General features: G+C 70.6%; 24 protein-coding genes. 7 read left to right on the forward strand and 17 right to left on the reverse strand.

What is annotated here, in order from left to right; genetic code table 11:
* Positions 1-46 precede the first annotated feature (46 nt).
* Positions 47-1,081, reverse strand: a complete 1,035-nt coding sequence (locus ACWTSU_RS02955) for a glycosyltransferase family 2 protein (RefSeq protein WP_455138388.1) — start codon at positions 1,079-1,081, stop codon at positions 47-49.
* Positions 1,082-1,117: 36 nt separating this feature from the next.
* Positions 1,118-2,320 (reverse strand): UDP-galactopyranose mutase, encoded by a 1,203-nt coding sequence (gene glf / locus ACWTSU_RS02960; protein WP_455138389.1) that lies wholly within the window; start codon positions 2,318-2,320, stop codon positions 1,118-1,120.
* A gap of 207 nt (positions 2,321-2,527) precedes the next feature.
* On the opposite strand from glf, the gene pta reads away from it, so the two are divergent.
* Positions 2,528-3,520: a phosphate acetyltransferase gene (gene pta / locus ACWTSU_RS02965; RefSeq protein ID WP_455138390.1), complete on the forward strand. Its 993-nt coding sequence runs from the start codon at positions 2,528-2,530 to the stop codon at positions 3,518-3,520.
* A gap of 150 nt (positions 3,521-3,670) precedes the next feature.
* Here pta and pckA read toward each other — a convergent pair whose 3' ends face one another.
* Complete coding sequence (pckA, locus tag ACWTSU_RS02970; RefSeq protein ID WP_455138391.1) at positions 3,671-5,272, reverse strand: phosphoenolpyruvate carboxykinase (ATP); 1,602 nt, start codon at positions 5,270-5,272, stop codon at positions 3,671-3,673.
* 205 nt (positions 5,273-5,477) lie between these two features.
* Between pckA and ACWTSU_RS02975 the strand changes: the two genes are divergently transcribed.
* A complete protein-coding gene (locus tag ACWTSU_RS02975) occupies positions 5,478-6,362 on the forward strand; it encodes an aldose 1-epimerase family protein (protein ID WP_455138392.1) in 885 nt (294 codons plus the stop codon).
* Positions 6,362-6,877, forward strand: a complete 516-nt coding sequence (locus ACWTSU_RS02980; protein WP_455138393.1) for an N-acetyltransferase family protein — start codon at positions 6,362-6,364, stop codon at positions 6,875-6,877. Before ACWTSU_RS02975 ends, ACWTSU_RS02980 begins: the two co-directional genes overlap by 1 nt.
* 269 nt (positions 6,878-7,146) lie before the next feature.
* Here ACWTSU_RS02980 and ACWTSU_RS02985 read toward each other — a convergent pair whose 3' ends face one another.
* From ACWTSU_RS02985 to rnd, 11 genes are all read right to left on the reverse strand, one after another.
* Positions 7,147-7,890 carry a gamma-glutamyl-gamma-aminobutyrate hydrolase family protein gene (locus tag ACWTSU_RS02985; protein ID WP_455138394.1) on the reverse strand — a complete coding sequence of 248 codons (744 nt, stop codon included), beginning with the start codon at positions 7,888-7,890 and terminating at the stop codon, positions 7,147-7,149.
* Between the two features lie 74 nt (positions 7,891-7,964).
* A complete protein-coding gene (locus ACWTSU_RS02990) occupies positions 7,965-8,729 on the reverse strand; it encodes an amino acid ABC transporter ATP-binding protein (protein ID WP_455138395.1) in 765 nt (254 codons plus the stop codon).
* Positions 8,730-8,751: 22 nt separating this feature from the next.
* Entirely contained in the window at positions 8,752-9,588 is an 837-nt protein-coding gene (locus ACWTSU_RS02995) for an amino acid ABC transporter permease (RefSeq protein ID WP_455138396.1), read from the reverse strand.
* Positions 9,585-10,244 (reverse strand): amino acid ABC transporter permease, encoded by a 660-nt coding sequence (locus ACWTSU_RS03000; RefSeq protein WP_455138397.1) that lies wholly within the window; start codon positions 10,242-10,244, stop codon positions 9,585-9,587. Before ACWTSU_RS03000 ends, ACWTSU_RS02995 begins: the two co-directional genes overlap by 4 nt.
* Before the next feature lie 15 nt (positions 10,245-10,259).
* A complete protein-coding gene (locus tag ACWTSU_RS03005; RefSeq protein ID WP_455138398.1) occupies positions 10,260-11,228 on the reverse strand; it encodes a glutamate ABC transporter substrate-binding protein in 969 nt (322 codons plus the stop codon).
* Positions 11,229-11,425: 197 nt separating this feature from the next.
* The gene (locus ACWTSU_RS03010; RefSeq protein WP_455138399.1) at positions 11,426-12,595 is read right to left on the reverse strand and encodes an acetate/propionate family kinase; all 1,170 of its coding nucleotides are present in this window, start codon (positions 12,593-12,595) and stop codon (positions 11,426-11,428) included.
* 148 nt (positions 12,596-12,743) lie between these two features.
* Positions 12,744-13,088: a histidine triad nucleotide-binding protein gene (locus ACWTSU_RS03015; RefSeq protein WP_455138400.1), complete on the reverse strand. Its 345-nt coding sequence runs from the start codon at positions 13,086-13,088 to the stop codon at positions 12,744-12,746.
* 25 nt (positions 13,089-13,113) lie between these two features.
* A complete protein-coding gene (xseB, locus tag ACWTSU_RS03020) occupies positions 13,114-13,386 on the reverse strand; it encodes an exodeoxyribonuclease VII small subunit (protein WP_455138401.1) in 273 nt (90 codons plus the stop codon).
* A gap of 1 nt (position 13,387) precedes the next feature.
* Complete coding sequence (gene xseA / locus ACWTSU_RS03025; protein ID WP_455138402.1) at positions 13,388-14,755, reverse strand: exodeoxyribonuclease VII large subunit; 1,368 nt, start codon at positions 14,753-14,755, stop codon at positions 13,388-13,390.
* Positions 14,752-15,459 carry a zinc metallopeptidase gene (locus ACWTSU_RS03030; RefSeq protein ID WP_455138403.1) on the reverse strand — a complete coding sequence of 236 codons (708 nt, stop codon included), beginning with the start codon at positions 15,457-15,459 and terminating at the stop codon, positions 14,752-14,754. The genes xseA and ACWTSU_RS03030 overlap by 4 nt, the downstream gene beginning before the upstream one ends.
* Before the next feature lie 307 nt (positions 15,460-15,766).
* Positions 15,767-16,897, reverse strand: coding sequence for a ribonuclease D (gene rnd / locus ACWTSU_RS03035; RefSeq protein ID WP_455138404.1), 1,131 nt, complete (start codon positions 16,895-16,897; stop codon positions 15,767-15,769).
* Positions 16,898-17,029: 132 nt separating this feature from the next.
* Here rnd and ACWTSU_RS03040 point away from each other — a divergent pair, with 132 nt between their 5' ends.
* The gene (locus ACWTSU_RS03040) at positions 17,030-18,001 is read left to right on the forward strand and encodes a diacylglycerol/lipid kinase family protein (protein WP_455138405.1); all 972 of its coding nucleotides are present in this window, start codon (positions 17,030-17,032) and stop codon (positions 17,999-18,001) included.
* Between the two features lie 27 nt (positions 18,002-18,028).
* Here ACWTSU_RS03040 and ACWTSU_RS03045 read toward each other — a convergent pair whose 3' ends face one another.
* Genes ACWTSU_RS03045 through ACWTSU_RS03055 form a run of 3 tightly spaced genes read right to left on the reverse strand, consistent with a single transcriptional unit; the run spans position 18,029 to position 20,116 of the window.
* Positions 18,029-18,337 (reverse strand): AzlD domain-containing protein, encoded by a 309-nt coding sequence (locus ACWTSU_RS03045; protein ID WP_455138406.1) that lies wholly within the window; start codon positions 18,335-18,337, stop codon positions 18,029-18,031.
* Positions 18,334-19,047, reverse strand: coding sequence for an AzlC family ABC transporter permease (locus ACWTSU_RS03050; RefSeq protein WP_455138407.1), 714 nt, complete (start codon positions 19,045-19,047; stop codon positions 18,334-18,336). The genes ACWTSU_RS03045 and ACWTSU_RS03050 overlap by 4 nt, the downstream gene beginning before the upstream one ends.
* Before the next feature lie 4 nt (positions 19,048-19,051).
* The gene (locus ACWTSU_RS03055; protein WP_455138408.1) at positions 19,052-20,116 is read right to left on the reverse strand and encodes a Gfo/Idh/MocA family protein; all 1,065 of its coding nucleotides are present in this window, start codon (positions 20,114-20,116) and stop codon (positions 19,052-19,054) included.
* A 143-nt stretch (positions 20,117-20,259) separates the two neighbouring features.
* Between ACWTSU_RS03055 and ACWTSU_RS03060 the strand changes: the two genes are divergently transcribed.
* The 3 genes from ACWTSU_RS03060 to thyA are packed head-to-tail and all read left to right on the forward strand — an operon-like array spanning position 20,260 to position 22,329.
* Complete coding sequence (locus tag ACWTSU_RS03060; protein WP_455138409.1) at positions 20,260-21,003, forward strand: acyl-[acyl-carrier-protein] thioesterase; 744 nt, start codon at positions 20,260-20,262, stop codon at positions 21,001-21,003.
* Entirely contained in the window at positions 20,996-21,430 is a 435-nt protein-coding gene (locus ACWTSU_RS03065; RefSeq protein WP_455138410.1) for a (deoxy)nucleoside triphosphate pyrophosphohydrolase, read from the forward strand. The genes ACWTSU_RS03060 and ACWTSU_RS03065 overlap by 8 nt, the downstream gene beginning before the upstream one ends.
* Before the next feature lie 50 nt (positions 21,431-21,480).
* Positions 21,481-22,329 carry a thymidylate synthase gene (gene thyA / locus ACWTSU_RS03070; RefSeq protein ID WP_455138411.1) on the forward strand — a complete coding sequence of 283 codons (849 nt, stop codon included), beginning with the start codon at positions 21,481-21,483 and terminating at the stop codon, positions 22,327-22,329.
* The last annotated feature ends 186 nt before the right edge of the window (positions 22,330-22,515 follow it).

The raw sequence follows: 22,515 nt of genomic DNA on the forward strand, positions 1-22,515 counted from the left end.
TACCACCACTCCCCCCCCCCCGTCCCCCCGCCCCCGCTGCGAGGGTCTAGTTGAACTTCACGACCTTCTGCGCGACCTTGTACCCACCGAGCGTGAGCGCACGGCCGACGCTGCCGGGCAGGTTGGTGGCGAGCCCCACCACGCCGTGGCGCGCGCGGCGGTACATCCGACCGTCATATGCCTTGAGCTCGTCCCAGAGCCTCTGGAGCTCGTCCATGGCGTCGGGCCGGTCGCTCTTCTTGGAGAAGACCGAGCAGATCGCCATGATGATGGTGAAGTAGTTCATCATGTAGCTGCGCAGGCGCACCGAGGCCACGTCGTCGTAGACGTGGTAGGCGTGCATCATCACGCGCGCGACGCGCCAGTAGTGGTCCACACGGCTCGTGAGCACGGAGTCGTTGACGCTCTGGTCGTCGCGGCCGATGAAGTAGCGGTAGACGTCCACGTCCAGGTAGTAGAGGCTGCGGCACGCGGGGAACGGCACGTAGGCGTAGATGTTGTCCACGTAGAAGGTATGCGGCGGCATGGTGAGCCCCACCTGGCGCAGCACCTCGGTGCGATAGGTCAGCGCGTGCATGAGCAGGTACTGCCACATGTGGAAGTGACCGATGTCGTTCCAGGTGAAGACGCGGCCCACGGGCAGCACGCGACGGTAGTCCACCACGTTGCGCGTGTCGTCCTCCACGTGCTCGTAGACGTAGTTGGTGATCACCAGGTCGACCGGGTCGCCCAGGCGCACGAAGCGGCGGAGCTGGTCGAGAAGGGCGCTCACGGCCTCGGCGTCCACCCAGTCGTCGGAGTCGACGTTCTTGAAGTAGACGCCCCGCGCGTGGGACAGCGCCTGCATGACGGCCGCCCCGTGCCCGCCGTTCTCCTGGTGCACGGCGCGGATGATGTCAGGGTGGCGCTCGGTCCAGGCGTCGGCCTTGGCGGGCGTGTCGTCCTTGGTCGAGCCGTCGTCCACGATCACGATCTCGACGTCGTCGGCGTAGCCCGTGCCCTCTAGGATCGACTCGACGCAGTGGTCCATGTACTCGGCGGAGTTGTAGCACGGGATGCCGAAGGTGATGGTCTTGTTCATGTCCGTCCCTCTTGCCGGCCGATGCGCCGCCGGGCCCTAGCTGTGCTGCGAGATGATCTCGTCGGACAGCTCGAGCGCCGAGGCCACGACGCCGTCCATGTCGTAGTAGCGGTACTCGGCGAGCCGGCCCACGCAGTGGAAGTTCACGATGCCGTCCACGCGCGAGCGGTAGCGACGGTAGAGCTCGAGGTTGTCGTCCTCGAGGATGGCGTAGTAGGGCGTCTGGCCGCTGCCGGGCTCGTAGGCCTTGGAGTACTCGCGCATGATCGTGGTGCGGCCGGGGGCCACCTGACCGGTCATGTTCTTGAACTCCGTGATGCGCGTGAAGTCCTCGCTCGTGGTGTAGTTGACGGTGCCCACGGGCTGGAACTGGTCGACGGGCAGGGTCTCGAACTCCATGTCGAGCGTGCGGTACGGCAGCGCGCCCAGGTCGAGCCCGAAGAGCTCGTCGAGCGGGCCGGTGTAGATGACCTCGCCGCCGTACGGGCGGCCGCACACCTCCACGCTCGTCTCCCCCACGCCGAGCACGTCGCGCGCGTCGACGTCGAGGAAGACCGAGATGAGGTCGTGCTCGAGCATGTGCTCGAACAGCGCCGTGTAGCCCTCGGCCGGCATGCCCTGGTGCGGGGCCTGCGGGAAGTAGCGGTCGTCGTCGCCCACGAAGACCGGCACGCGGCCGGTGATCGAGGGGTCGATCTGGTCGGGCGTCTGGCCCCACTGCTTCATCGTGTAGTGGAGGAAGACGTTCTCGTAGACGTAGTCGGCGACCTCGGCGAGCTCGGGGTCGTTCTTCTCGCGCAGCTCCATGATCGGCACCTTCTTGTTCTCGCCGAAGGTGGCCACGAGCTTCTGGTAGAGGGCCTCGCCGCGCTCGTCTCCGAAGGCGAGCTTGAGCGAGCGGTGGTTGAAGGGCACCGGCATCAGGGTGCCGTGGATGTTGGCGAGGACCTTGTGCTGGTAGTCGGTCCACTCGGTGAAGCGCGAGAGGAACTCATTCACGCGGTCGTTGACGGTGTGGTAGATGTGCGGGCCGTACTTGTGCACGAGGATGCCCGCGTCGTCCACGTAGTCGTAGGCGTTGCCGGCGATGTGGTCGCGGCGCTCGAGCACGCAGACCTTGAAGCCGCACGACTCGGCGAGGCGGCGCGCGCAGGTGGCGCCGGCGTACCCGGCCCCCACCACGATGGCGTCGTAGCTGTCGGGCGAGAAGCCCGCGGGAAGACCGTTCGAGATAGCCATGTGTGTCCTCTCAGCATCCGGTTGCGCCGCTCGGCGGCGGTTCACCGCCCAACGGCGGCCGGCGAGCGGGAACGCGCCCAATCGCCGGCCTGATTCTAGCACCTCGCTCCTATAATGAACGCCGACGAGCCCGGGGCCCCCGATGAGCTGCACACATCGGGGCGCCACCGGGCCCACACACGACTGCTCCGAAGAAGGGAAGCGCAGATGAGCGAGTTTCTGGACCGCATGAAGGCGGCCGCCAAGGCCTACAAGAAGACGATCGTCCTGCCCGAGGGCGAGGACCCGCGCACGCTCGAGGCGGCGCGCAAGATCGTGGCCGAGGACCTGGCCAATCTCGTCATCCTGGGCGACCCGGCCAAGATCGACGTCGAGGGCGTCACCGTGATCGACCCGACCTCCCCCACCGCGCCCAAGCACGAGGCCTACGCCCAGAAGTTCGCCGAGCTGCGCGCCAAGAAGGGCGTGACCATCGAGCAGGCTCGCGCGCAGGTGATGGACGCCACCTACTACGGCACCATGATGGTCAAGATGGGCGACGCCGACGGCCTGGTCTCGGGCGCCTGCCACTCCACGGCCAACACGCTGCGCCCGGCGCTGCAGATCCTGAAGACCGCCCCGGGCACCAAGCTCGTCAGCGCCTTCATGGTGATGTGCACGCAGACCCCGCAGTTCGGCGAGAACGGCACGCTGGTCTTCGCCGACTGCGGTCTCAACATCGACCCGACCTCCGACGAGCTCTCCGAGATCGCCATCGCCTCGGCCAACTCCTTCGCCACCTTCATGGACGACGTGGAGCCCAGGGTCGCCATGCTCTCGTACTCCACGATGGGGTCGGCCGGCGGCGACACCGCCAAGAAGGTCCAGGAGGCCACGGCCTTCGCCAAGGAGAAGGCGCCCGAACTCGCCATCGACGGCGACCTGCAGCTCGACGCCGCCATCGTGCCCGAGGTCGCGGCCCTCAAGGCCCCGGAGAGCACGGTCGCCGGCCACGCCAACGTGCTCGTGTTCCCCAACCTCGAGTGCGGCAACATCGGCTACAAGCTCGTCCAGCGCTTCGGCGGCGCCGAGGCCTACGGCCCCATCCTGCAGGGCATCGCCAAGCCGGTGAACGACCTCAGCCGCGGCTGCGTGGCTGACGACATCGTGGGTGTCGTGGCCATCACGGCCGTCCAGGCCCAGATGGCCGAGATGCACTAGCCTCAGCGAGAGACACGCACCGCCCGGTGCGCCCCTGCGACCCACGTGGTCGCCGGGGCGTCTTTTTGCGCGGACGTGCGCCCGCGCGACGCGAAACGGCCCCGACGCCGCACGGGCGCCGGGGCCGAAGGGGGCGATGCGGACGGCCGACTAGCCCTGGATCGGGTGCGGGCCGGCGGCGCGGACCTCGGGGGCCATCGTCGTGAGGCGCTTCTCGGCGTTCTCGACGAACATGCGCGCGAGCTTCTCGGCCATCTCGTCGTAGGCGGCGCGGTCGCTCCAGGTGTTGCGCGCGTTGAGCAGCTCGGAGGGCACGCCCGGGCAGGTGGTGGGCACGTCGAGGTTGAAGCGCTCGTCGTGCACGAACTCGCAGTCGTCGATGATGCCGGTCTGCGCGGCCTCGACCATCTTGCGCGTGTAGGCGAGCTTGATGCGCGTGCCCGTCCCGTAGGGGCCGCCCGTCCAGCCGGTGTTGATGAGGTAGACGCGGGTGCCGCCGGCGTCGATCTTCTCGCCGAGCATCTGCGCGTACACGTTGGGGTCGAGCGGCATGAACGGCTCGCCGAACAGCGACGAGAACGTGGGCTGCGGCTCCTTGATGCCGCGCTCGGTGCCGGCGACCTTGGAGGTGAAGCCGGTCATGAAGTGGTACATCGCGGCGTCGCGGCCTAGCTTGGAGATCGGCGGCAGCACGCCGAAGGCGTCGGCCGTGAGGAAGATCACCACGTCGGGGATGCGCTTGGCCTTGCCCTTGGCCACCGCGCCCGGCACGAACTCCACCGGGTAGGCCACGCGGCCGTTCTCGGTGAGCGAGGTGTCGAAGTAGTCGGCCTCGCGGGTCTCGGGGTCGATGACCACGTTCTCGCACATGGAGCCGAAGCGGATGGCGTTCCAGATCTGCGGCTCGGTCTCGGGCGTGATGTCGATCGTCTTGGCGTAGCAGCCGCCCTCGATGTTGAAGACGGCGTCGTCGCACCAGCCGTGCTCGTCGTCGCCGATGAGCAGGCGGCCCTCCGCGGCCGACAGCGTGGTCTTGCCGGTGCCCGAGAGGCCGAAGAAGACCGTGGTGCCGTGCGACTGCGGGTTCATGTTGCACGAGCAGTGCATCGTGAGCACGTGGTCCTCGACCGGCAGCAGGTAGTTCATGACCGAGAAGATGGCCTTCTTGATCTCACCAGAGTACTGTGTGCCCGCCACGAGGATCATGCGCTCCTCGAAGTTGATGAGCACCGCGGCCTCGGAGTTGGTGCCGAACCTCTCGGGGTCGAGCTTGAGCGTGGGCGCGGCCAGGACCACGAAGTCCGCGTCGCCGAACTCGCGCAGCTCCTTCTCGGAGGGGCGCACGAGCATCTGGTGGACGAAGAGCGCCTGGCTGGCCAGCTCGCACACCGCGCAGATCTTGCGCGAGTAGCGACGGTCGGCGCCGGCGAGGCCGTGCACCACGAAGAGGCGCCGCTCGGAGAGGTGGCCGATGACCTCGGCCTTGACCTTGTTGTAGTTCTCGACCGAGAAGGGCTTGTTGACGCCGCCCCACGCGATCCTGTCGTGGACGTCGGGCGTGTCCACGATGAAGCGGTCCTGCGGCGAGCGGCCGGTGTACTGGCCGGTGATCACCGAGAGCGAGCCGGTGCTGGTGAGCTCACCCTCGTTGCGCTCGACGGCGGTCTCGATGAGGACGGCGGGAGAGGCGTCGATGACGGTCTTCTCGTCGGTGTGGGCGATGCCGTAGCGCAGAAGTTCCTCGATGACCATGCAAACCTCCTCGTAGCGGGCGCCCGGGAGGCGCCCGAGTCTATGGACGCAGAAGGTGCCGCCGAGCGGCGGCGCACAACTGCCCATTATGACACACCGCCCCGCCCGCGGCGGCGAAGGGTCCTTTCAGCTACGCCGGACGCGGGGGCGGCGCGGGCGAGATACAGTGGGAGCCACCACTGAACAGCCGACACGGGAGGGCCGCATGTCCACGCTGACCACCATCACCGACGGAACGCTCGCCGCGACGATCGACTCCATGGGCGCGCAGCTCATGAGCCTCAGGACCGAGGCGGGCGAGTACCTGTGGCAGGGCGACCCCGCGCACTGGGCCCGGCGCGCGCCGGTGCTCTTCCCCATCGTGGGGTGCCTGCGCGGCGACGCCGCCGAGAGCGCGGCCGGGCCGGTGCGCCTCAAGCGCCACGGCATCGCGCGCCTCTACGAGCACGCCGTGGCCGAGTCCGCGCCAGACCGCGTGACCTACCAGCTCGACGCCACGGACGAGACCCGCGCGGCCTACCCCTTCGACTTCAGGCTCAACATGACCTACGCCGTGGCGGACGGCGTGCTCAGCCAGACGTTCCGCGTGACCAACACCGGCGACGTTGACCTGCCGTTCACGCTGGGCGGACACCCCGCCTTCAACGTTCCCGTCCCCGGCGACGAGGGCGCCGCCTTCGACGACTACGAGCTCGTCTTCCCCGAGCGCTGGACCGCCGAGGTGCCCACGATCGACGAGGCCGGCCTGCACGACTTCTCGCAGACGCACGAGGTGCTGCGCGACGCCGACCGCCTGTCGCTCACCCACGAGCTCATCGCGCGGCTGCTGACCGTGGTCTTCGTGGAGGTGCCGGGACGCGCGGTGCGCCTCGTGGGACCGGGCGGCCACGGCGTCGAGCTCGCGTTCGACGGCTTCGACTACCTGGGCGTCTGGACGGCGGACCCCGAGGCCCCGTTCGTGGCCATCGAGCCGTGGGTCGGCTGCGCGACGGCCTACGACGAGTCGGACGTCTTCGAGGAGAAGCGCGGCACGATCGTGCTGGCGCCGGGCGCGTCCTGCGAGAGGACCTTCTCGATGAGGCCCTTCTAGTGGGCGAGAGGGACGTGGCGGCCGGCGGGGAGATCCGGCGTGCCGAGGTTGGCGACCTTGACGCCGTCGCGGACATCTACGCGGCGGCGCGCGCCTTCATGCGCGCGAACGGCAACCCCACGCAGTGGGCGGGCGCCTACCCCTCGCGCGACGACGCGGCGCGCGACCTTGCCGCGGATCGGCTCTGGGTGCTCGACGAGGGCGCGGGGCCCGTGGGCGTCATGGCCGTCATGCCGGGACCCGACCCCACCTACGCGCGTATCGAGGGGCCGGGATGGCTGGACGACGGGCCGTACTGGGTCATGCACCGGATGGCCGTGGCCGCGCAGGGCCACGGCCGCGGCGCGCGGATGCTCGCGTGGCTGGTCGCACGGCACGACAACGTGCGCGCGGACACCCATGCCGACAACCTGCCCATGCAGCGCGCCCTCGAGCGCGCGGGCTTCGCGCGGCGCGGCACCATCTGGATCGCCGACGGCTCGCCGCGCGTGGCCTACCACTTCGTGCGCCGCTAGCGGCGCCGGGCGCGCGTGCCTCTCGCCCGCCGGGCTTCTCGCCACGTGACCGGTTACGTACACCCTCACCGGTTACGTACACTATTGCAAGTTCTATGTGATTGAGCACGAGCCTCTGACCTGGTGCTTTACGTAACAGACTCTGTTTTCAAACTTTCAACTGTGTACGTAACCATCCGGAGTGTGCGTAACCACCCGCAGCGCGCGCCCGCGAGAAGGACGAGAAAGGCACGTCGGCGCAGCGGACGGGCGCGCCGCTCGCCGCTCCCCTAGCGACAGGCGTCCACGAACGCGTGCCAGAGGGCGCGGTCGGACGCCACGCTGCGCCAGGTGTACTCCGGGTGCCACTGGACGCCCACGCAGAACGGCTGACCCTCGACCTCGATGGCCTCGGGCACGCCGTCGGTCGCGCGCGCCACGAGGCGCACGCCCTCGCCGAGCCGCTCCACGCAGCAGTGGTGGCTCGAGTTTGCCTGCACGAGCGTCGACCCGAGCGCGCGGGCCAGGAGCGACCCCTCCTCGACCTCGACGGGGTGAGCCGGGTCGTTGAGGATCATCTGGTGGCGCCACAGCGCCGTCCCCTCGCGCGGCTCGAGGCCGGGCACGTCCATGCAGAGCGTGCCCCCCAGGGCCACGTTCAGCAGCTGCGTGCCGCGGCACGTGGTGAGAAGCGGCAGCCGCGCGTCCAGCACGCGCCTCACGAGCCGCAGCTCGAAGGCGTCGCGCTCGGGGCAGAGCGGCGCGGCCGTGTACGGCTCGTCCACGCCCCAGAGCGCGGGGTCCACGTCCTGGCCGCCGGGGATGGCCACGCCGTCGGCGAGCGCGAGGTAGGCGTCGAGCACCGCGTCGTCGTCGGTGAGCGCCATCATGAGCGGCGTGGCGCCGGCGTCGACGAGCGCGTCGGCGAAGACGCATGCCATCGTCTCCTCGGGCGCGAGCTGCTCGGGGACCTCGACGCTGCGGCGCTGGGGCTCCCAGCGGGGGGCGATCAGGACAACGGGACGCGTGGCCATGCGGACGGGACCTCCTTGGGTCAGGAAGCGGGCGGGGTCGGACGGGACGGCGAGAGGGACGCGGGATCCGCGCCTCAGTGTCCCTGTATGGAGTCGAGGAAGTCGCGGGCGCGCTGCGTCCGCGGGTGGTCGAAGAACGCGTCCGGCGCGCCCTCCTCCACGATCTGGCCGTCGGCCATGAAGACCACGCGGTCGGCTACGCGGCGCGCGAAGCCCATCTCGTGCGTGACCACGATCATGGTCATGCCGCCGCGGGCGAGCTCGACCATGACGTCGAGGACCTCGTTGATCATCTCGGGGTCGAGCGCCGAGGTGGGCTCGTCGAACAGCATCGCCTTGGGGCGCATTGCCAGGGCGCGCGCAATGGCCACGCGCTGCTGCTGGCCGCCGGAGAGCTGCGCCGGGACCTTCTCGGCCTGCTCAGCCACGCCTACGCGCCCGAGCAGCTCGCGGGCGCGCGCCTCGGCCTCCTCCTTCGAGACGCCCAGCACCTCGCGGGGCCCCAGCGTCACGTTGTCGAGCACGCTCATGTGCGCGAAGAGGTTGAACTGCTGGAACACCATGCCCAGCTCGGCGCGCATGGCGGTGAGCTCGCGGCCCTCCTGCGGCAGGGGCTTCCCCTCGATGAGGATCTCGCCGGAGTCGATGGTCTCCAGGCGGTTGATGGTGCGGCACATCGTGGACTTGCCGGACCCGGACGGGCCGATCACCACGAGCACCTCGCCGCGCGAGACGGAGAGGTTGATGTCGCGCAGCACGTGGAGGTCGCCGAAGTGCTTCTCGACGTGGCGCAGCTCGATGATCGGCGTCTGCTCGCGCCCCTCGCTCTTATCGCTCATGTCTCTCCGTTCCCTCCGCGCCCTAGCGGATGATCTTGACGCCGGTGCGGTCGGCAACGTACACGGACGCCTTGTTGATGAGGTAGTTGATGAGGATGTAGATGACGGCCACCACGAGGTACATGGAGACCAGCGCGTCGTAGCTGGTGATGAGCACGCGCGCGTTCTGCATGAGGTCGGGATAGCTCACCACGTAGGCCACCGTGGTGTCCTTGACCACGACCACGAGCTGCGCGATCAGCGACGGGATGACGTAGCGCACCGCCTGGGGCAGCACTACGTGGCGCAGCACCTGCGCGCGGCTGAGCCCGATGGAGAGCGCGGCCTCCACCTGCCCCTTGGGCACCGCGTTGACGCCGGCGCGGAACACCTCGGCGAGCACGCCCGAGGCGGCGAGCGCCACCGGCAGCGCGAGCATCCAGAACGAGGGCATCTTGAGCCCCAGCTGCGCCGGGACAAAGAAGAAGAAGTAGATGAGCAGCAGGCTCGGCACGCCGCGGAAGAAGTCCGTGACCGCGCGGCAGACGGCCGAGAGCGGGCGGACGCCGCTCGTGCGCCCGAGCATGAGCGCCATGCCCAGCACGAGCGCGATGACGCCCGCCGTGAGGGCCACCTCGACGGTGCCGAGAAGCCCCTGGAGCAGGAAGCGCCACGTGGACCAGCGCGCGAGGAACGACCAGTAGCGCGGGGCGAGCTGGCCGGTCACGTAGAACTGGCGCACCACGAGGACGACCAGCGCCACCACCGCGACGGCGGCGATCGCGGTGCCGACGGCGATGCGGCGCCGGCCGCGCGGGCCGGGCGCCTCGTAGAGGGCGTCGCGCATGGAGCGCGTGCGGGCGTCCGCGCGGCGGCTCATCGCAGGATCCTCACGCGACGGTCGATGCGGTTGCCCACCGCCGAGATGACGAGCGCGGTGCCCACGTAGCCGGCGGCCGCGACGAGAAACGCGAGGACGCCGCCCGTGGCGCGCGTGTTGACGTAGGAGACCACGCCGGTGAGCTCCTGCGGGCTGAGCGGCACCTGCGAGCCGAGCGCCGTGGTGAGCATCACGGCGATGAGCAGGTTGGTCATCGTGGGCACGCTGGAGCGCAGCGCCTGCGGGATCACGATGCGCCGCAGGATCTGCGCGAAGCTCAGCCCCAGCGAGCGCGCGGCCTCGATCTGGCCGACGCCGATCGTGTTGATGCCGCTCATGAAGTTCTCGGACCCGAAGGCCGATCCCAGAAGCACCGTCGTCACGATGACGCACGTGCGCCAGTCAAGAACGATGCGCAGGTCGGGCAGGGCGTAGGCGATGATGATGAGCAGCGCCACGCCGGGGATGTTGCGGAAGACCTGCACGTAGAGGTCGCCCAGGCCGCGCAGCGGAGCGATGGGCGAGACGCGCATCACCGTGACGGCCACGGCGAGCACCATCACGAAGACGAACGACACCGCCGTCATCCACCACGTGGCGAGAAGCCCCTGCAGGTAGTTCTCGCCGTATGTCGAGAGAAGCTCGCCGAGACCCATGGGCGCCGCCGGACGCTAGGCGCCGATCGCGGGCGGCTCGGGCACCTCGTCGATCTGGGCGCGGTCGCCGATGCAGATCTTCCAGAGGTCGGCCCAGAGGCCCTCGTCCTCCACGCGCTGGAGCCACGCGTTGACGAAGTCCACCGCGTCGGAGTCGAGCGGCAGGCCGATGCCATAGGGGTCCACCGGGCCGAACTCGTCGCCGGCGAGGCGGTAGCGGCCGGGGTTGCGCGCCATCGAGCCCATCTGCATGGCGGTGTCGATGACGTAGGCGTCCACGCGGCCCTGCTCCAGGGCGCTGCGGGCCTCCTCGTCGGTGGCGAACTCCTGGACGTTGGCATCGGGCGCGTACTCCTCCAGGATGCTCGGGCCCGTGGAGCCGGACTGCGCGGCCACGTTCTTGCCGGCGAGGTCGTCGACGGAGTTAATGTCGGTGTTGTCGGCCATCACGAGGATGGACTGCTGGGTGGTGTAGTACGGGCCGGCGAAGGAGATGACCTTCTTGCGGTCGTCGTTGATCGAGTAGGTGGCGAAGACGCAATCGACCTGGTCGTTCTGGAGGACCGACTCGCGCGTGTTTGACGTGACCTGCGTGATCTCCTGGGCGTTCTCGTCGCCGAGGATGTAGCGGGTCAGGAGCTGCGAGAGGCCCGCGTCGAAGCCGCGCGTCTTGCCGTCGACCTCGTTGAGCAGGCTGAACAGCATCGAGGTCTGGACGCCGCCCACGCGCAGGGTGCCGGCGTCGCGCACGCGCGTGGCCCACTCGGAGGCCGCGATCTCGTCGTCAGTGGCGACGAAGCCGGTCGCGATCAGCGCGTCGTAGGCGTCGGCGTCGAGGACGGACTCCTCGGAGGCCTCGGAGGTGTCATCGGCCTCGGGCGCCGGGGCGGAGTCGTCGCAGGCAACGAGACCAAGGGAGGCGATGGCGGCGGCGCCGGCGGCGAGGGCCTGGCGGCGGCTGAGCATGAGGTCGTTCAGGGACATGCGCGTTCCTTTCCTCGGGAACTCTTCACAATGTGAAAGTATACCCACGCGGTGGGAGTTACAAACCCCGGTCACTTTTCCGCAATAAAGCGCCGGGCGAGCGGTCGGGTCAGACCGAGCGCGCGCACGCGCAAAAAGGGCGCCGGGCCCGGAGGAAGTCCGGACCCGGCGCGGGGACACGCGATGGCGGGAGCGCCCTACCCCAGCAGCTCCTCGACGTCGAGGGCGATCATGTACTCCTCGTTGGTGGGCACCACCATGACGGTGATGGCGGAGTCGTCGGTCGAGATCACGCGCGGCTCGTCGGAGCGCACGGCGTTCTTCTCGGCGTCGATCCTGACGCCCATCCAGGCGAGGCGCTCGGCCACGCCCGCACGCATCTCGGGCGCGTTCTCGCCGATGCCGGCCGTGAAGGCCATGGTGTCCACGCCCTCCATCGAGGCGGCCATCTCAGCGAAGAGCTGGGCGGTGCGGTAGTAGAACATGTCGAGCGCCATCTGGCACTTCTCGTTGCCCTCGGCGGCGCCGGCCTCGATGTCGCGCGAGTCGCTCGAGACCTCGGAGACGGCGAGCAGACCCGATTGCTTGTTCATCATCGTGTCGATGTCGTCGATCGAGTAGCCGCCCACGCGGTTGAGGTAGAAGACCGTTGCCGGGTCGAGCGTGCCGCAGCGCGTGCCCATGATGAGGCCGTCGAGCGGAGTGAGGCCCATCGTGGTGTCCATGCACTGGCCGTCCTCGATGGCGCACAGGGACGCGCCGGAGCCCAGGTGGCAGCTCACGAGCTTGTGCGTGGCGTCGCCGCGCAGCTCGTGGACCGTGCGCCAGATGTAGCGGTGGCTCGTGCCGTGGGCGCCGTACTTGCGCACGTGGTACTTCTCGACCACGTCGCGCGGCAGGGCGTAGCGCCAGGCGCGCTCGGGCATGTTGTAGTGGAAGGCCGTGTCCGGCACGATGACGTTGCCGATCTCCGGGAACATGTCGCGGCAGATCTCGATGACGTCGGCCTCGGCGTAGTTGTGCAGCGGCGCGAGCGGCGCGACCTCGCGGACCCAGCCGAGGGTCTCGTCGGTCACGACGGCGGACTCGGGGAAGTACCAGCCGCCCTGGACCACGCGGTGGCCGATGCCGCCGATGGGCTTGTCCACGCCCTTGAGGATGTCGAAGACGTACTTGATGGCCGTCTTGTGGTCCGGGAGGGCCACCTCGAGCCGCTGCTTCTCGCCGCCCATCTCCTCGTGGCCGACGAACGAGCCGTCGATGCCGATGCGCTCGCAGTTGCCCTTTGCGTAGACCTCGCGCGTGTCCACGTCGAGCAGCTGGTACTTGAGCGACGAGCTGCCGGCATTGATGACCAGTACGTTCATGACTCTCCTCTCGCGGGGTCTCCCCCACCCTCGATTCGCACGGAAACGCTCACATGATACGCCCGGGACGCGCCCGCGGGCGGGCGGCGTCGGCGGACGGCGAGAAGGGCCGGCGGCCCGCCCGCGCCCGAGCGCGCGGCGGGCGAGCCTAGGCGGGCAGCAGCCCCTCGCCGAGGTCGCGGCCGCCGAGCACGTGCATGTGCAGGTGCATGACGGTCTGGCCGGCCGCGGCGCCCGTGTTCATGATGCAGCGGAAGCCGCTCTCGACGACGCCGCACTTCTCGGCGACCGCCCTGACCGCGGCCTCCATGGAGGCGAGCGTCTCGGCGGGGACGTCATCGACGAAGTTGTCGTGGTGGGCCTTGGGCACCACGAGCACGTGGACCGGGGCCTGGGGGTTGGCGTCGCGGAAGGCCACGACGTTGTCGTCCTCGTAGAGGAAGTCGGTGGGGATCTCGCCGTTCGCGAGCTTGCAGAAGATGCAGTCGGACATGGGGGCTCCTTTCTGCGCCGGGGCGCTACTCGTCGAGGAAGGCGGTCGAGGGCGCGGCGGCGGTGTCGGTCACCGGGGCGTCCTCGTCGGTGGCGTCGAGAAGGACGCGCACCTTCTGCTCGGCCGTGGAGAGGCGCTCGCGCAGGCTCCTGAGCAGCTCGACGCCGCGGCCGTAGCGCTCGAGGGACTCCTCGAGCTCCAGCTCGCCGCTCTCGAGCGCGCGCACGATCTGCTCGAGCTCCACCGAGGCCTCCTTGAACGTCATCTCGTCGATGGGACGGTTCTTCTCGTCTGCCATGTCAGCTCCTTTCGGGCGCCGGGCGCCCCTCTGTGGCGGTCGCGGTGACGGCGGCGTCGAACGAGCCGCTGCCGAGAAGCACGTGGACCTCGTCGCCCGGGGCGAGCGAGGCGGCGTCGCGCAGCACGTGGCCGTCCGCGCCCCGCGCGATGGCGTAGCCGCGGGCGAGGACCGCCAGCGGCGAGAGCGCGTCAAGCTGCGCGGCGAGGCGCGCGAGCGTGGCCTCGGCCGGGCGCGTGAGGCGCGCCCCGACCTCGCCCATGCGGCCCGAGAGCCGCTCGGTGCGCTCGGAGGCGCGCGCGAGCGCGCGGGGCACGGCGTCGGCGAGGCGCTGCTCGGTCTGCATGAGGTCGGCTCGGCGGACGTGCACCTGCGCGAGCGGGTCGGTGAGGCAGGGACGGCTGCCCAGCGCGTCAAGCGCGGCGCGGCGGCGCGAGAGCTCGGCGCCCATCGTGGTGCCGAGCAGCCGGCCGAGCGAGGAGAGCCGCTGCTCGCGGCGCTCGAGCATGGTCGACATAGCCCGTCCGAGCCGCAGCTGGCGCTGGACCATCTGCCGCTCGACGTCTCCCACGGCCGGCGCCACGGACTCGGCGGCCGCGGTGGGCGTGGAGGCGCGCCGGTCGGCCACCATGTCGGCGATCGTGGTGTCCGGCTCGTGGCCGATGCCGGTCACCACCGGCACGGGGCACGCCGCGACGGCGCGGGCCACCGACTCGTCGTTGAAGCACATGAGGTCCTCGAAGGAGCCACCGCCGCGCACGAGCAGAATCGCGTCGGGGGCGTCCGCCGCGGCGCGCGCGAGGGCCCGGACGATGGTGGCCGGGGCGTCGGCGCCCTGCACCGAGCAGCCCACCACGTCGATGGCCACGAGCGGGTTACGGCGCGCGAGCGTGCGCTTGACGTCCTCGATGACGCTGCCCGAGAGCGACGTCACCACGCAGACGCGCGAGCAGAACACGGGCACGTGCCGCTTGCGCGCGGGGTCCATGAGGCCCTCGCGCTCGAGCCGGCGCGCGAGCTCGGCCACCTGCTGGCGCAGGAGCCCCTCGCCCGCGGCCTCGACCTTGCGGGCCACGAACGACAGCTTGCCGGACGCCTGGTAGACGTCGAACTTGCCCGTGAGCTGGACCGCGAGGCCGTTTCTCAGCTCGAAGCCGAGCTTTGAGGCGGTGCCGCGCCACACGATGACGCTCATGGACGCGGCGTCGTCCTTCACCTCGAAGTAACAGTGGCCCGAGCGCGCGTTGGGACCCCGGAAGCCCGAGACCTCGCCGCTCACGACGAGCGTGGGCCAGGCGGCCACGTTGCCCTTGGCGAGCGCGACCGCGTCCGAGACCGTGAGCGCCGGCTGCCCCGTCTGTCCGCTCATCGGTCGCTTCCCCGGTTGCCGTAGCGCCCGAGCAGGTAGACGAGCTGGATGATGGAGGTGAGCGCCGCGGCCACGTAGGTGAGCGCGGCGGCGGTGAGCACCTTGCGGGCGCCCGACTCGTCGAGACCGGCGCCGTGCGCGCCGAGGTAGGCCACCGCGCGACGCGAGGCGTCGATCTCAACGGGCAGGGTCACGAGCTGGAAGACCACCGACACCGCGAACAGGGCAATGGCGAGCTGCACGAGCCCGAAGGTGTTGAGCATCACGCCGATCAGGAGCAGCACCACCCAGAACTGCTGGGCGATGTTGACGGCCGGCACGAGCGCGGTGCGCAGGCGGTAGAACCCGAAGCCCCGAGCCGCCTGGATCGCGTGGCCGGCCTCGTGGCACGCCACGGCCACCGACGCCACCGAGGCGCCGCGGTAGTTGTCGTCCGAGAGGTGCAGCGTGTTGTCGCGCGGGTCGTAGTGGTCCGTGAGGCTCCCCGCGCAGCGCGCGATGCCCACGCCCGACGCCCCGCCCTCGGCGAGCATGCGCCGCGCGACGTCGGCGCCCGTGCCGGCGATGTGGGCGTCCACCTTGGACCAGGTGCGGTACGTGCTCCTGATGTAGGCCTGCGCCGCGCCGCCGATGACGAGCGCGACCAGTGCCACGAGCAGGTAGCCCGCGTCCATGCCATAGAACCCGTAGAAGTGAAGGGGCATCTCGTCTCCAATCGTTGGCTGACACCCATTCTACCCACGGGGCCGGACACGAACCGCGACGGCGCGACGTGCCGCGGGCCGCGGCGAGCGTCCGGGCCCGATAACGCGCAGAAACAAGCACAACTTTCTATATCCGCAGATAAAATTAACGCACATGTCCGATTCTGCGCGTTAATTCGTCAGGTCGGGCGAGAGGGCTGCCGAGAAGGGCCGGCGGGGCCGAGAGGGGCAGCGGGGCCGAGAGGGGCAGCGGAGCCGAGAAGGGCCGGCGGGAGCGCGAGACCCGGCCGAACCGCGGCGGCCGTCCCTACAGCAGCTCGATGCGGCCGTCGCGCACGGTGAGGCCGACCTCGCCCGACAGCAGCTCGGAGAGCGTCCGCCCGGCGAGCTCCCAGCGCCAGCCGCCCGAGAGCCGAGAGCCGCGCCGGTCCTGCACGAACTCGAGGAGGTCGTCGCGGGTGGCGATGAGCTGGGTGGCCACGCCGCTCTTCTCGGAGACCAGGCGCAGCACGGCGTACATGAGGTCGATCACGCCCTCGGTCTCGGGGGCGGGGCGCACGTGGCGGCTCACCTTGGGGCACTCATCGGGCGGGCAGGCCATGCCGCGCGCCACGGCCTCGAGCAGGGCGCGCTCGTCGCGGCCGGAGATCTGGCCGGTGCCGCGGATGCGGCGCAGGCGCTCGTGCGTGGCGGGCGTGCGCTTGCACACCTCGACGACCAGCTCGTCGGAGGCGACCCACTTGCGGGGCACGTCGCGCTGGGCGGCCACGCGCTCGCGCCAGGCGCAGACCTCGCGCGCCACGGCGAGCTGCCGGCGCGTGAGCGAGCCGGAGCGGCGCAGGCGCAGGTAGGCCTCCTCGGGCGCGCGGCGGATGCGCGAGACGTCGGTGAGCGCCTCCATCTCGGGGGTGACCCACGAGAGCCGGTCCCTCTCGATGAGCTGGCTCATCATGCGCTCGTAGATGCCCGGCAGGTAGCGGACGTCGTCCTCGGCATAGGCGAGCTGCTCGGGGTCGAGCGGGCGGCGCGACCAGTCCGTGAGCGACTCGGCCTTGGGCAGGTGGACGCCGCAGTAGGCCTCCACGAGCGAGCCGTAGCTCACCTGCTGGCGCATGCCGAGGAAGGCGGCCGCCAGCTGCGTGTCGAAGACGGGCGCGCAGACGCAGCCCATGCCGTCGAGGATGACCTCGAGGTCCTGGCCGCAGGCGTGCAGCACCTTGGTGACGCTCGGGTCAGCGAACAGCTCGGCCAGCGGCGAGAGGTCGCCGATCAGGATGGGGTCCACGGCCGCGATGTCGTCGCCGGCGGCAACCTGGACGAGGCAGAGCTTGGGGTAGTAGGTCTTCTCGCGGAGGAACTCGGTGTCGACGGCGAGCACCCTCGAGCGCGCGGCGCGCGCGCAGAAGTCGGCGAGCTCGGAGGCTGTTGAGAGGTACAAGGCGCTCGATTCTCCCCGGGCGGGGTTTGGGTACACTGGTGGGGCCCGCGGCAGCGGGGCCGCGCGTCGGCCGGCTGGGCCGCACCTACACATGATAGCGAATCGCCCGGAGGGGCCACGGGAGGGGGAGCCGTGCGCACGCTCGTCGTACACAATCCGAGGTCGGGCTTCGGCTCCGACGCCGTCTACCAGTTCGAGCGCGCGCTCATGCGCGCCGGCGACGAGTGCGTGACGCGCCTGCTCGACGACGACTTCGACGCCGAGGGCGCCGTGCGCGACGCGGAGGACTTCGACGTGGTGACGCTGTCGGGCGGCGACGGCACGGTCTCGGCGCTGCTGCACGCGCTGCGCGGGCGCGGCGTGCGCGTCTGCGTGTTCCCCTCGGGCACGGCCAACCTGCTGTGCGCCAACATCGGCAACGCCCCCGAGCCCTCGGCGCTCGCGCGGGCGTGCCGCGTGGGCAAGACGGCCAGCCTCGACCTCGGCGAGATCTCGTGGGAGACCACGCGCGGAGCCGCCGGCATGCGCGGGTTCGCGCTGATGAGCGGTACCGGCTTCGATGCCCAGCTCATGCAGGCCGCCCTCCCCCACAAGGCGCTCATGGGCGAGGCGGCCTACTTCGCCGCCGCGCTGGCGAACCCCCGCCCCACGGTGGCGAGCTTCACCATCGAGGTAGACGGTCAGGTCCACGAGCGACGCGGCATCGGGTGCCTGGTGGCAAACTGCGCGACGATCCAGGGCGACATCCAGATCGTCCCCGACTGCCGCATGGACGACGGCCTGCTCGACGTCATCGTGATCGAGACGTCCGACGCGGCGGGGCTCATCAAGCCGCTCGCGTTCGGCCTGGTGGACCGCGGGGGGCACGCCATCGGCCGTCCGCACCTCGAGAGCTTCCGCGGCAGCGAGATCCGCGTCCGCTCGTCGGAGCCCGTGCCCATCGAGGTGGACGGCGAGGTCATCGACGGGATGGTCACCGCCTGGGAGGCGCGGGTGCTGCCCGGCGCGGCGCGCGTGGTGGTGGACCCGATGAGCCCCTACGGCACGGCCGACGACGGCTCGTCGCGCTTCGGCGGCTCCGACGTCATCGCCTACCCCAAGTAGCCGCGGGCGCGCCGGGCCGCGGCCGGCTCAGAGGGCGAGAAGGGCCGCGTAGGCGAGCATGCCGGCGAGCGCGCACCACACGAGCGAGCGCGTGAGGCGGCCCACCACGGCCACGAGCGCCGCCGCGAGAAGCGCCTCCCAGCTCACGCCCGCCGCGGGGTCGATGAGGTCGTTGGCCACGAGCGCCGCGAACGCGGCGGGCGGGATGAGGGCGAGCGCCTCGCTCACCCGCGGCGGCAGCTGCCGGTCGCCGAGCGCGAGCAGGGGCACGCAGCGGCACGCCAGGATGACCGCGAGCACGATGACGTAGAAGACGAGGAAGTCCGCGGCGCTCACGACGGCTCGCCTCCCCGCGCGTCCCGGCGCGCCGCGCCCGCGACGAGCCCGGCGCCCACGCCCGCCACCGCGGCGAGCACCACCGCGAGCGACCCCGCGCCGAGCGCCTTGAGCACCGCCACGGCCGCGGCGGACACGGCCGCCACCACAACGGTGACGCGCGTCCAGCGCTGCGTCACGAGCAGGCACACGAAGATCGACGTCATCCCGAACGACATGATGGCCGTGGGCACGTCGAGCGCCGGACCCACGGCCGCGCCCACGGCGTTGGCGAGCGCCCACGAGAGCATGCTCGCGAGGTTCACCGCCGTCGCGCGCCCCACGTCCCAGCCGCCCGCGGGGTCGGCGAAGCGCGCGAGGTTGACGCCGAAGCTCTCGTCGGTCACCGTGGCGGCGAAGAGCGCGGCCAGCCAGCGGGGCGCGCGGCGCGCGTAGGGCGCGAGCGCGGCCGAGTAGAGCAGCTGCCGGGTGCTCACCAGCGACACGCTCAGCGCCATGAGCGGCGCGGGCGTGCCGGCGAGCGCGAGCGACGCCATCATGAACTGCCCGGCGCCCGAGTAGAACGTCGCCGACAGCACGAAGGCCACCACAGGAGAGAGCCCCGCCTCGGCCGCCATGGCCCCGCACGGAATCCCGATGGCTATGTAGCCCAGCATGACGGGCAGCGCGGCGAGAAGCGCCGCGCGCACGTCGGAGCGGTCGGGCGCCACGCGCCTACGCGAGGTCGGCCGGGAAGCGCACGCCCACCTGGCGACGGATCTCGTCCATGACGGCGAGCGACTCCACGGTCACGCACTCGAAGCGTTCGCGCGCGGCCAGCGCGTCCTTCTCGCCGGCCACGGCGCGCACGAAGGCGGAGATCTCGCAGGTCATGTCGTTGTCAGGCACACTCACGTCAACGGGGCGCGCGTCAGTGTCCTCCATGCGGAAGATGAGGCCCTTGTCCACGTGCTCGTGCACGCGCAGGTTGACCGGGCACGAGGTCTGGTCCCACGCCAGCGTGGCGCGCTCGCCGGCCACCTGCGAGGGCAGCACGTCGTCGCACATCTTGCCGAACGAGAGGCTCACGACCTTGTCGCCGTAGCCGAGGATCGCCTCGCCCGCCAGGTCGATCGTGTCGCAGGGGTCGTCGGCGGCCGCGCCGGGCACCTTGGTGGTCACCGCGAGCGCGCGCACCTCCTCGGGCGCGCCGAACAGCGCCACGGCCGGCTCAACGCAGTAGACGCCGATGTCCATGAGCGCACCGCCGGCCAGCGCCGGGTCGAAGACGTTGAGGCGCTCCCCGGCGCGCAGCCGCGCCATGCGCGAGGTGACCTTGGCGAAGCGGAACGTGGCCTCGCGGACCGCGCCCAGCTCCTGCCCCACGATGCGCTCGATGGCGGCGAAGGTGGGCACGTGGAGGTTGCGCATGGCCTCCATGGCCACGACGCCCCTCTCGGCCGCCGCCGCGAAGACCGCGCGGGCCTCGCGCTCGTTGGCGGCCAGGGCCTTCTCCACGAACACGTGCTTACCGCCGGCGATGAGCGTCAGCGCCTGCTCCGCGTGCGCGCCGTTGGGGCTCGCCACGTAGACGGCGTCCACGTCCGGCGAGGCCGCCAGCGCCTCGAGGTCGTCAAAGAAGAGCGTGGCCCCGCGCGGCTCGCCGAAGGCCCGCGCCCGCTCCACGTCGCGCGAGTACGCGCCCACGTAGCGCGCGCCCTCCACGAGCCCCAGCGCCTCCACGAAGCGCTCCGTGATCCCGCTCGACCCCACGGTCGCGAACCTGACCTCAGATGCCATGGTCCTCTCCCCCCTTGTCGTGTTTCTCCTGCCGGCGCGCCGCGGCGCCCGGACGGCGAGCTCCCATTCTACCCGCCCCCGCGTGCTTTTCCCATGACCCGCGCGGCGAGCTGCTAAGGTGGTGGGTGAACGTGAGGAGGGACATGTATGCCTTTGACAGCCGCGTGCGCTACAGCGAGTGCGACCAGACCGGCCGCCTGTCGCTGCCGGCGCTCGTGAACTACCTGCAGGACTGCTCCACCTTCCAGTCCGAGGACCTCGGAATGGGCGTGACGTCGCTCGCCGAGAAGGGCATCGCGTGGGTGCTCGCGACCTGGCGGATCGAGGTCGATCGGCGGCCGGCGCTGGGCGAGCGCGTGCGCGTGGGCACGTTCTGCTACGAGATGACGCGCTCGCACGCGCTGCGCTGCTTTCTCATGGAGGACGCGTCGGGCGAGACGATCGTGCGGGCCGATTCGCAGTGGCTCGTCTTCGACGTGGCCGCCGGGCACGCCACGCGCGTGCCGGCCGACCAGCTCGCCTACCCCCACGAGGGGGAGCCGCGGCTCGAGATGGGCCCGCTCGACCGCCGGATGCGCGCCGAGGGCCCGGGCGAGGCGCTGCCCGCGATCAGGGTGGGCGCGCGCAGCATCGACACCAACCGCCACGTCAACAACGCCCAGTACGTCGCGCTCGCCTGCGAGGCGCTCGCGGACGCGGGGCGCGCGCTCGGCGAGGTGCGGTGCCTGCAGGTCTCCTACCGTCGCCAGGCGCACCTGGGCGACGAGGTGACGCCGGTGCTGCACGAGCGCGCCGACGGCTGGGACGTGGACCTGACCGACGACGCCGGCGCCACCTACGCCCTGGTGCGCCTGCTGACCGAGCCCGAGGGAGACCGCGATGCGTGAGGACAGAAGGGTCGTCCGCGTGGCGGCCGGCATCATCAGGCGAGAGGGACGCGTGCTCGCGGCGCGCCGCGCGTGCGGCGCCCAGGCGGGCCTCTGGGAGCTGCCGGGCGGCAAGGTCGAGCCCGGCGAGACGCCTGAGGCGGCGCTCCGGCGCGAGGTCGAGGAGGAGCTCGGCTGCGCCCTCGCCGCCGCCTGGCCCTACGACACCGTCGAGTACGACTACCCCGACTTCCACCTCTCGATGGAGGTCTTCGCCACGGGGCTGGCCGCGGGCTCCGAGCCCGCCCGCCACGAGGGCGTGCACGACGAGCTGCGCTGGCTCGCGCGCGACGAGCTTCTCGACGTCGAATGGCTGCCCGCCGACGACGAGCTGGTGCGCGCGCTCGCGTTCTTCTGGGACGAGGTCCTCGAGGACCAGCAGCTCTAGACCGCGCGACGGGCCGCGCGCCCACGCCGCCACGACGAAACGGAGACCCGATGAGCAAGGCCGACGACCTCTTTGTCTCGATGTGCTCCGACATCATCGAGCACGGCACCACTACCGAGGGCCAGAGGGTCCGCCCGCACTGGGAGGACGGGACGCCCGCCTACACGATCAAGCGCTTCGGCGTGTGCAACCGCTACGACCTGCGCGAGGAGTTCCCCGCGCTGACGCTGCGCCGCACCGCACTCAAGAGCTGCATGGACGAGGTCCTGTGGATCTATCAGCGCAAGTCCAACAACGTCCACGACCTGGGTCCCCACATCTGGGACGAGTGGGCCGACGAGACCGGCTCGATCGGCAAGGCCTACGGCTACCAGGTGGGCGTGGTCACGCACTACCCCGACGGCGACTTCGACCAGATGGACCGCGTCCTGCACGACCTGCGCGTGAACCCCTACTCGCGACGCATCATGACCAACCTCTACACCTTCGGCGACCTCGCCGAGATGCACCTCTACCCCTGTGCCTACAACGCGGTCTACAACGTGACGCAGGAGCCGGGCGACGACCGCCCCACGCTCAACATGCTGCTCGTCCAGCGCAGCCAGGACGTCCTGGCAGCCAACAACTGGAATGTCTGCCAGTACGCCCTCCTGCTCATGATGGTGGCACAGGTGAGCGGCATGATCGCCGGCGAGCTCGTGCACATGATCGCCGACGCGCACATCTACGACCGTCACGTCGACATCGTCCGCGAGCTCATCAGCCGCCCCACCTACCCCGCCCCCACGGTGCGCCTCAACCCCGACGTCACCGACTTCTACCAGTTCACGACCGACGACCTCATCGTCGAGAACTACGAGCACGGCCCGCAGGTGAGGAACATCCCGATCGCGGTCTAGACCGCCTGGCGAGAAGGGCGTTGCCCCGTGCTCAAACAGTCCTCTTCGCACGGACAGGCCACAGGCCTGTCCGGCTCATGCGGAACTGCGCGCGGGACAACGCCCTTCTCGCCCCCTCAACCTGCGGCTGCGGGGAAGGGGGGGGGGGGGGGGGGGAGAGAGTGGGGGTGGGGGGGAGAAAAGGGA

The sequence above is a fragment of the Thermophilibacter sp. genome, assembly GCF_966187215.1.

What these genes read in the sequence shown, in the direction of transcription:
- ACWTSU_RS03030 (WP_455138403.1), bottom strand. Translation starts at nt 15,459, where the DNA reads ATGCCCCTTCACTTCTACGGGTTCTATGGCATGGACGCGGGCTACCTG.
- ACWTSU_RS02995 (WP_455138396.1), bottom strand. Translation starts at nt 9,588, where the DNA reads ATGAGCCGCCGCGCGGACGCCCGCACGCGCTCCATGCGCGACGCCCTC.
- ACWTSU_RS02985 (WP_455138394.1), bottom strand. Translation starts at nt 7,890, where the DNA reads ATGGCCACGCGTCCCGTTGTCCTGATCGCCCCCCGCTGGGAGCCCCAG.
- ACWTSU_RS03005 (WP_455138398.1), bottom strand. Translation starts at nt 11,228, where the DNA reads ATGTCCCTGAACGACCTCATGCTCAGCCGCCGCCAGGCCCTCGCCGCC.
- ACWTSU_RS02975 (WP_455138392.1), top strand. Translation starts at nt 5,478, where the DNA reads ATGTCCACGCTGACCACCATCACCGACGGAACGCTCGCCGCGACGATC.
- ACWTSU_RS03015 (WP_455138400.1), bottom strand. Translation starts at nt 13,088, where the DNA reads ATGTCCGACTGCATCTTCTGCAAGCTCGCGAACGGCGAGATCCCCACC.
- thyA (WP_455138411.1), top strand. Translation starts at nt 21,481, where the DNA reads ATGAGCAAGGCCGACGACCTCTTTGTCTCGATGTGCTCCGACATCATC.
- ACWTSU_RS02990 (WP_455138395.1), bottom strand. Translation starts at nt 8,729, where the DNA reads ATGAGCGATAAGAGCGAGGGGCGCGAGCAGACGCCGATCATCGAGCTG.
- ACWTSU_RS03055 (WP_455138408.1), bottom strand. Translation starts at nt 20,116, where the DNA reads ATGGCATCTGAGGTCAGGTTCGCGACCGTGGGGTCGAGCGGGATCACG.
- xseA (WP_455138402.1), bottom strand. Translation starts at nt 14,755, where the DNA reads ATGAGCGGACAGACGGGGCAGCCGGCGCTCACGGTCTCGGACGCGGTC.
- xseB (WP_455138401.1), bottom strand. Translation starts at nt 13,386, where the DNA reads ATGGCAGACGAGAAGAACCGTCCCATCGACGAGATGACGTTCAAGGAG.
- ACWTSU_RS03000 (WP_455138397.1), bottom strand. Translation starts at nt 10,244, where the DNA reads ATGGGTCTCGGCGAGCTTCTCTCGACATACGGCGAGAACTACCTGCAG.
- ACWTSU_RS02955 (WP_455138388.1), bottom strand. Translation starts at nt 1,081, where the DNA reads ATGAACAAGACCATCACCTTCGGCATCCCGTGCTACAACTCCGCCGAG.
- ACWTSU_RS03065 (WP_455138410.1), top strand. Translation starts at nt 20,996, where the DNA reads ATGCGTGAGGACAGAAGGGTCGTCCGCGTGGCGGCCGGCATCATCAGG.
- glf (WP_455138389.1), bottom strand. Translation starts at nt 2,320, where the DNA reads ATGGCTATCTCGAACGGTCTTCCCGCGGGCTTCTCGCCCGACAGCTAC.
- ACWTSU_RS03010 (WP_455138399.1), bottom strand. Translation starts at nt 12,595, where the DNA reads ATGAACGTACTGGTCATCAATGCCGGCAGCTCGTCGCTCAAGTACCAG.
- pckA (WP_455138391.1), bottom strand. Translation starts at nt 5,272, where the DNA reads ATGGTCATCGAGGAACTTCTGCGCTACGGCATCGCCCACACCGACGAG.
- ACWTSU_RS03060 (WP_455138409.1), top strand. Translation starts at nt 20,260, where the DNA reads ATGTATGCCTTTGACAGCCGCGTGCGCTACAGCGAGTGCGACCAGACC.
- pta (WP_455138390.1), top strand. Translation starts at nt 2,528, where the DNA reads ATGAGCGAGTTTCTGGACCGCATGAAGGCGGCCGCCAAGGCCTACAAG.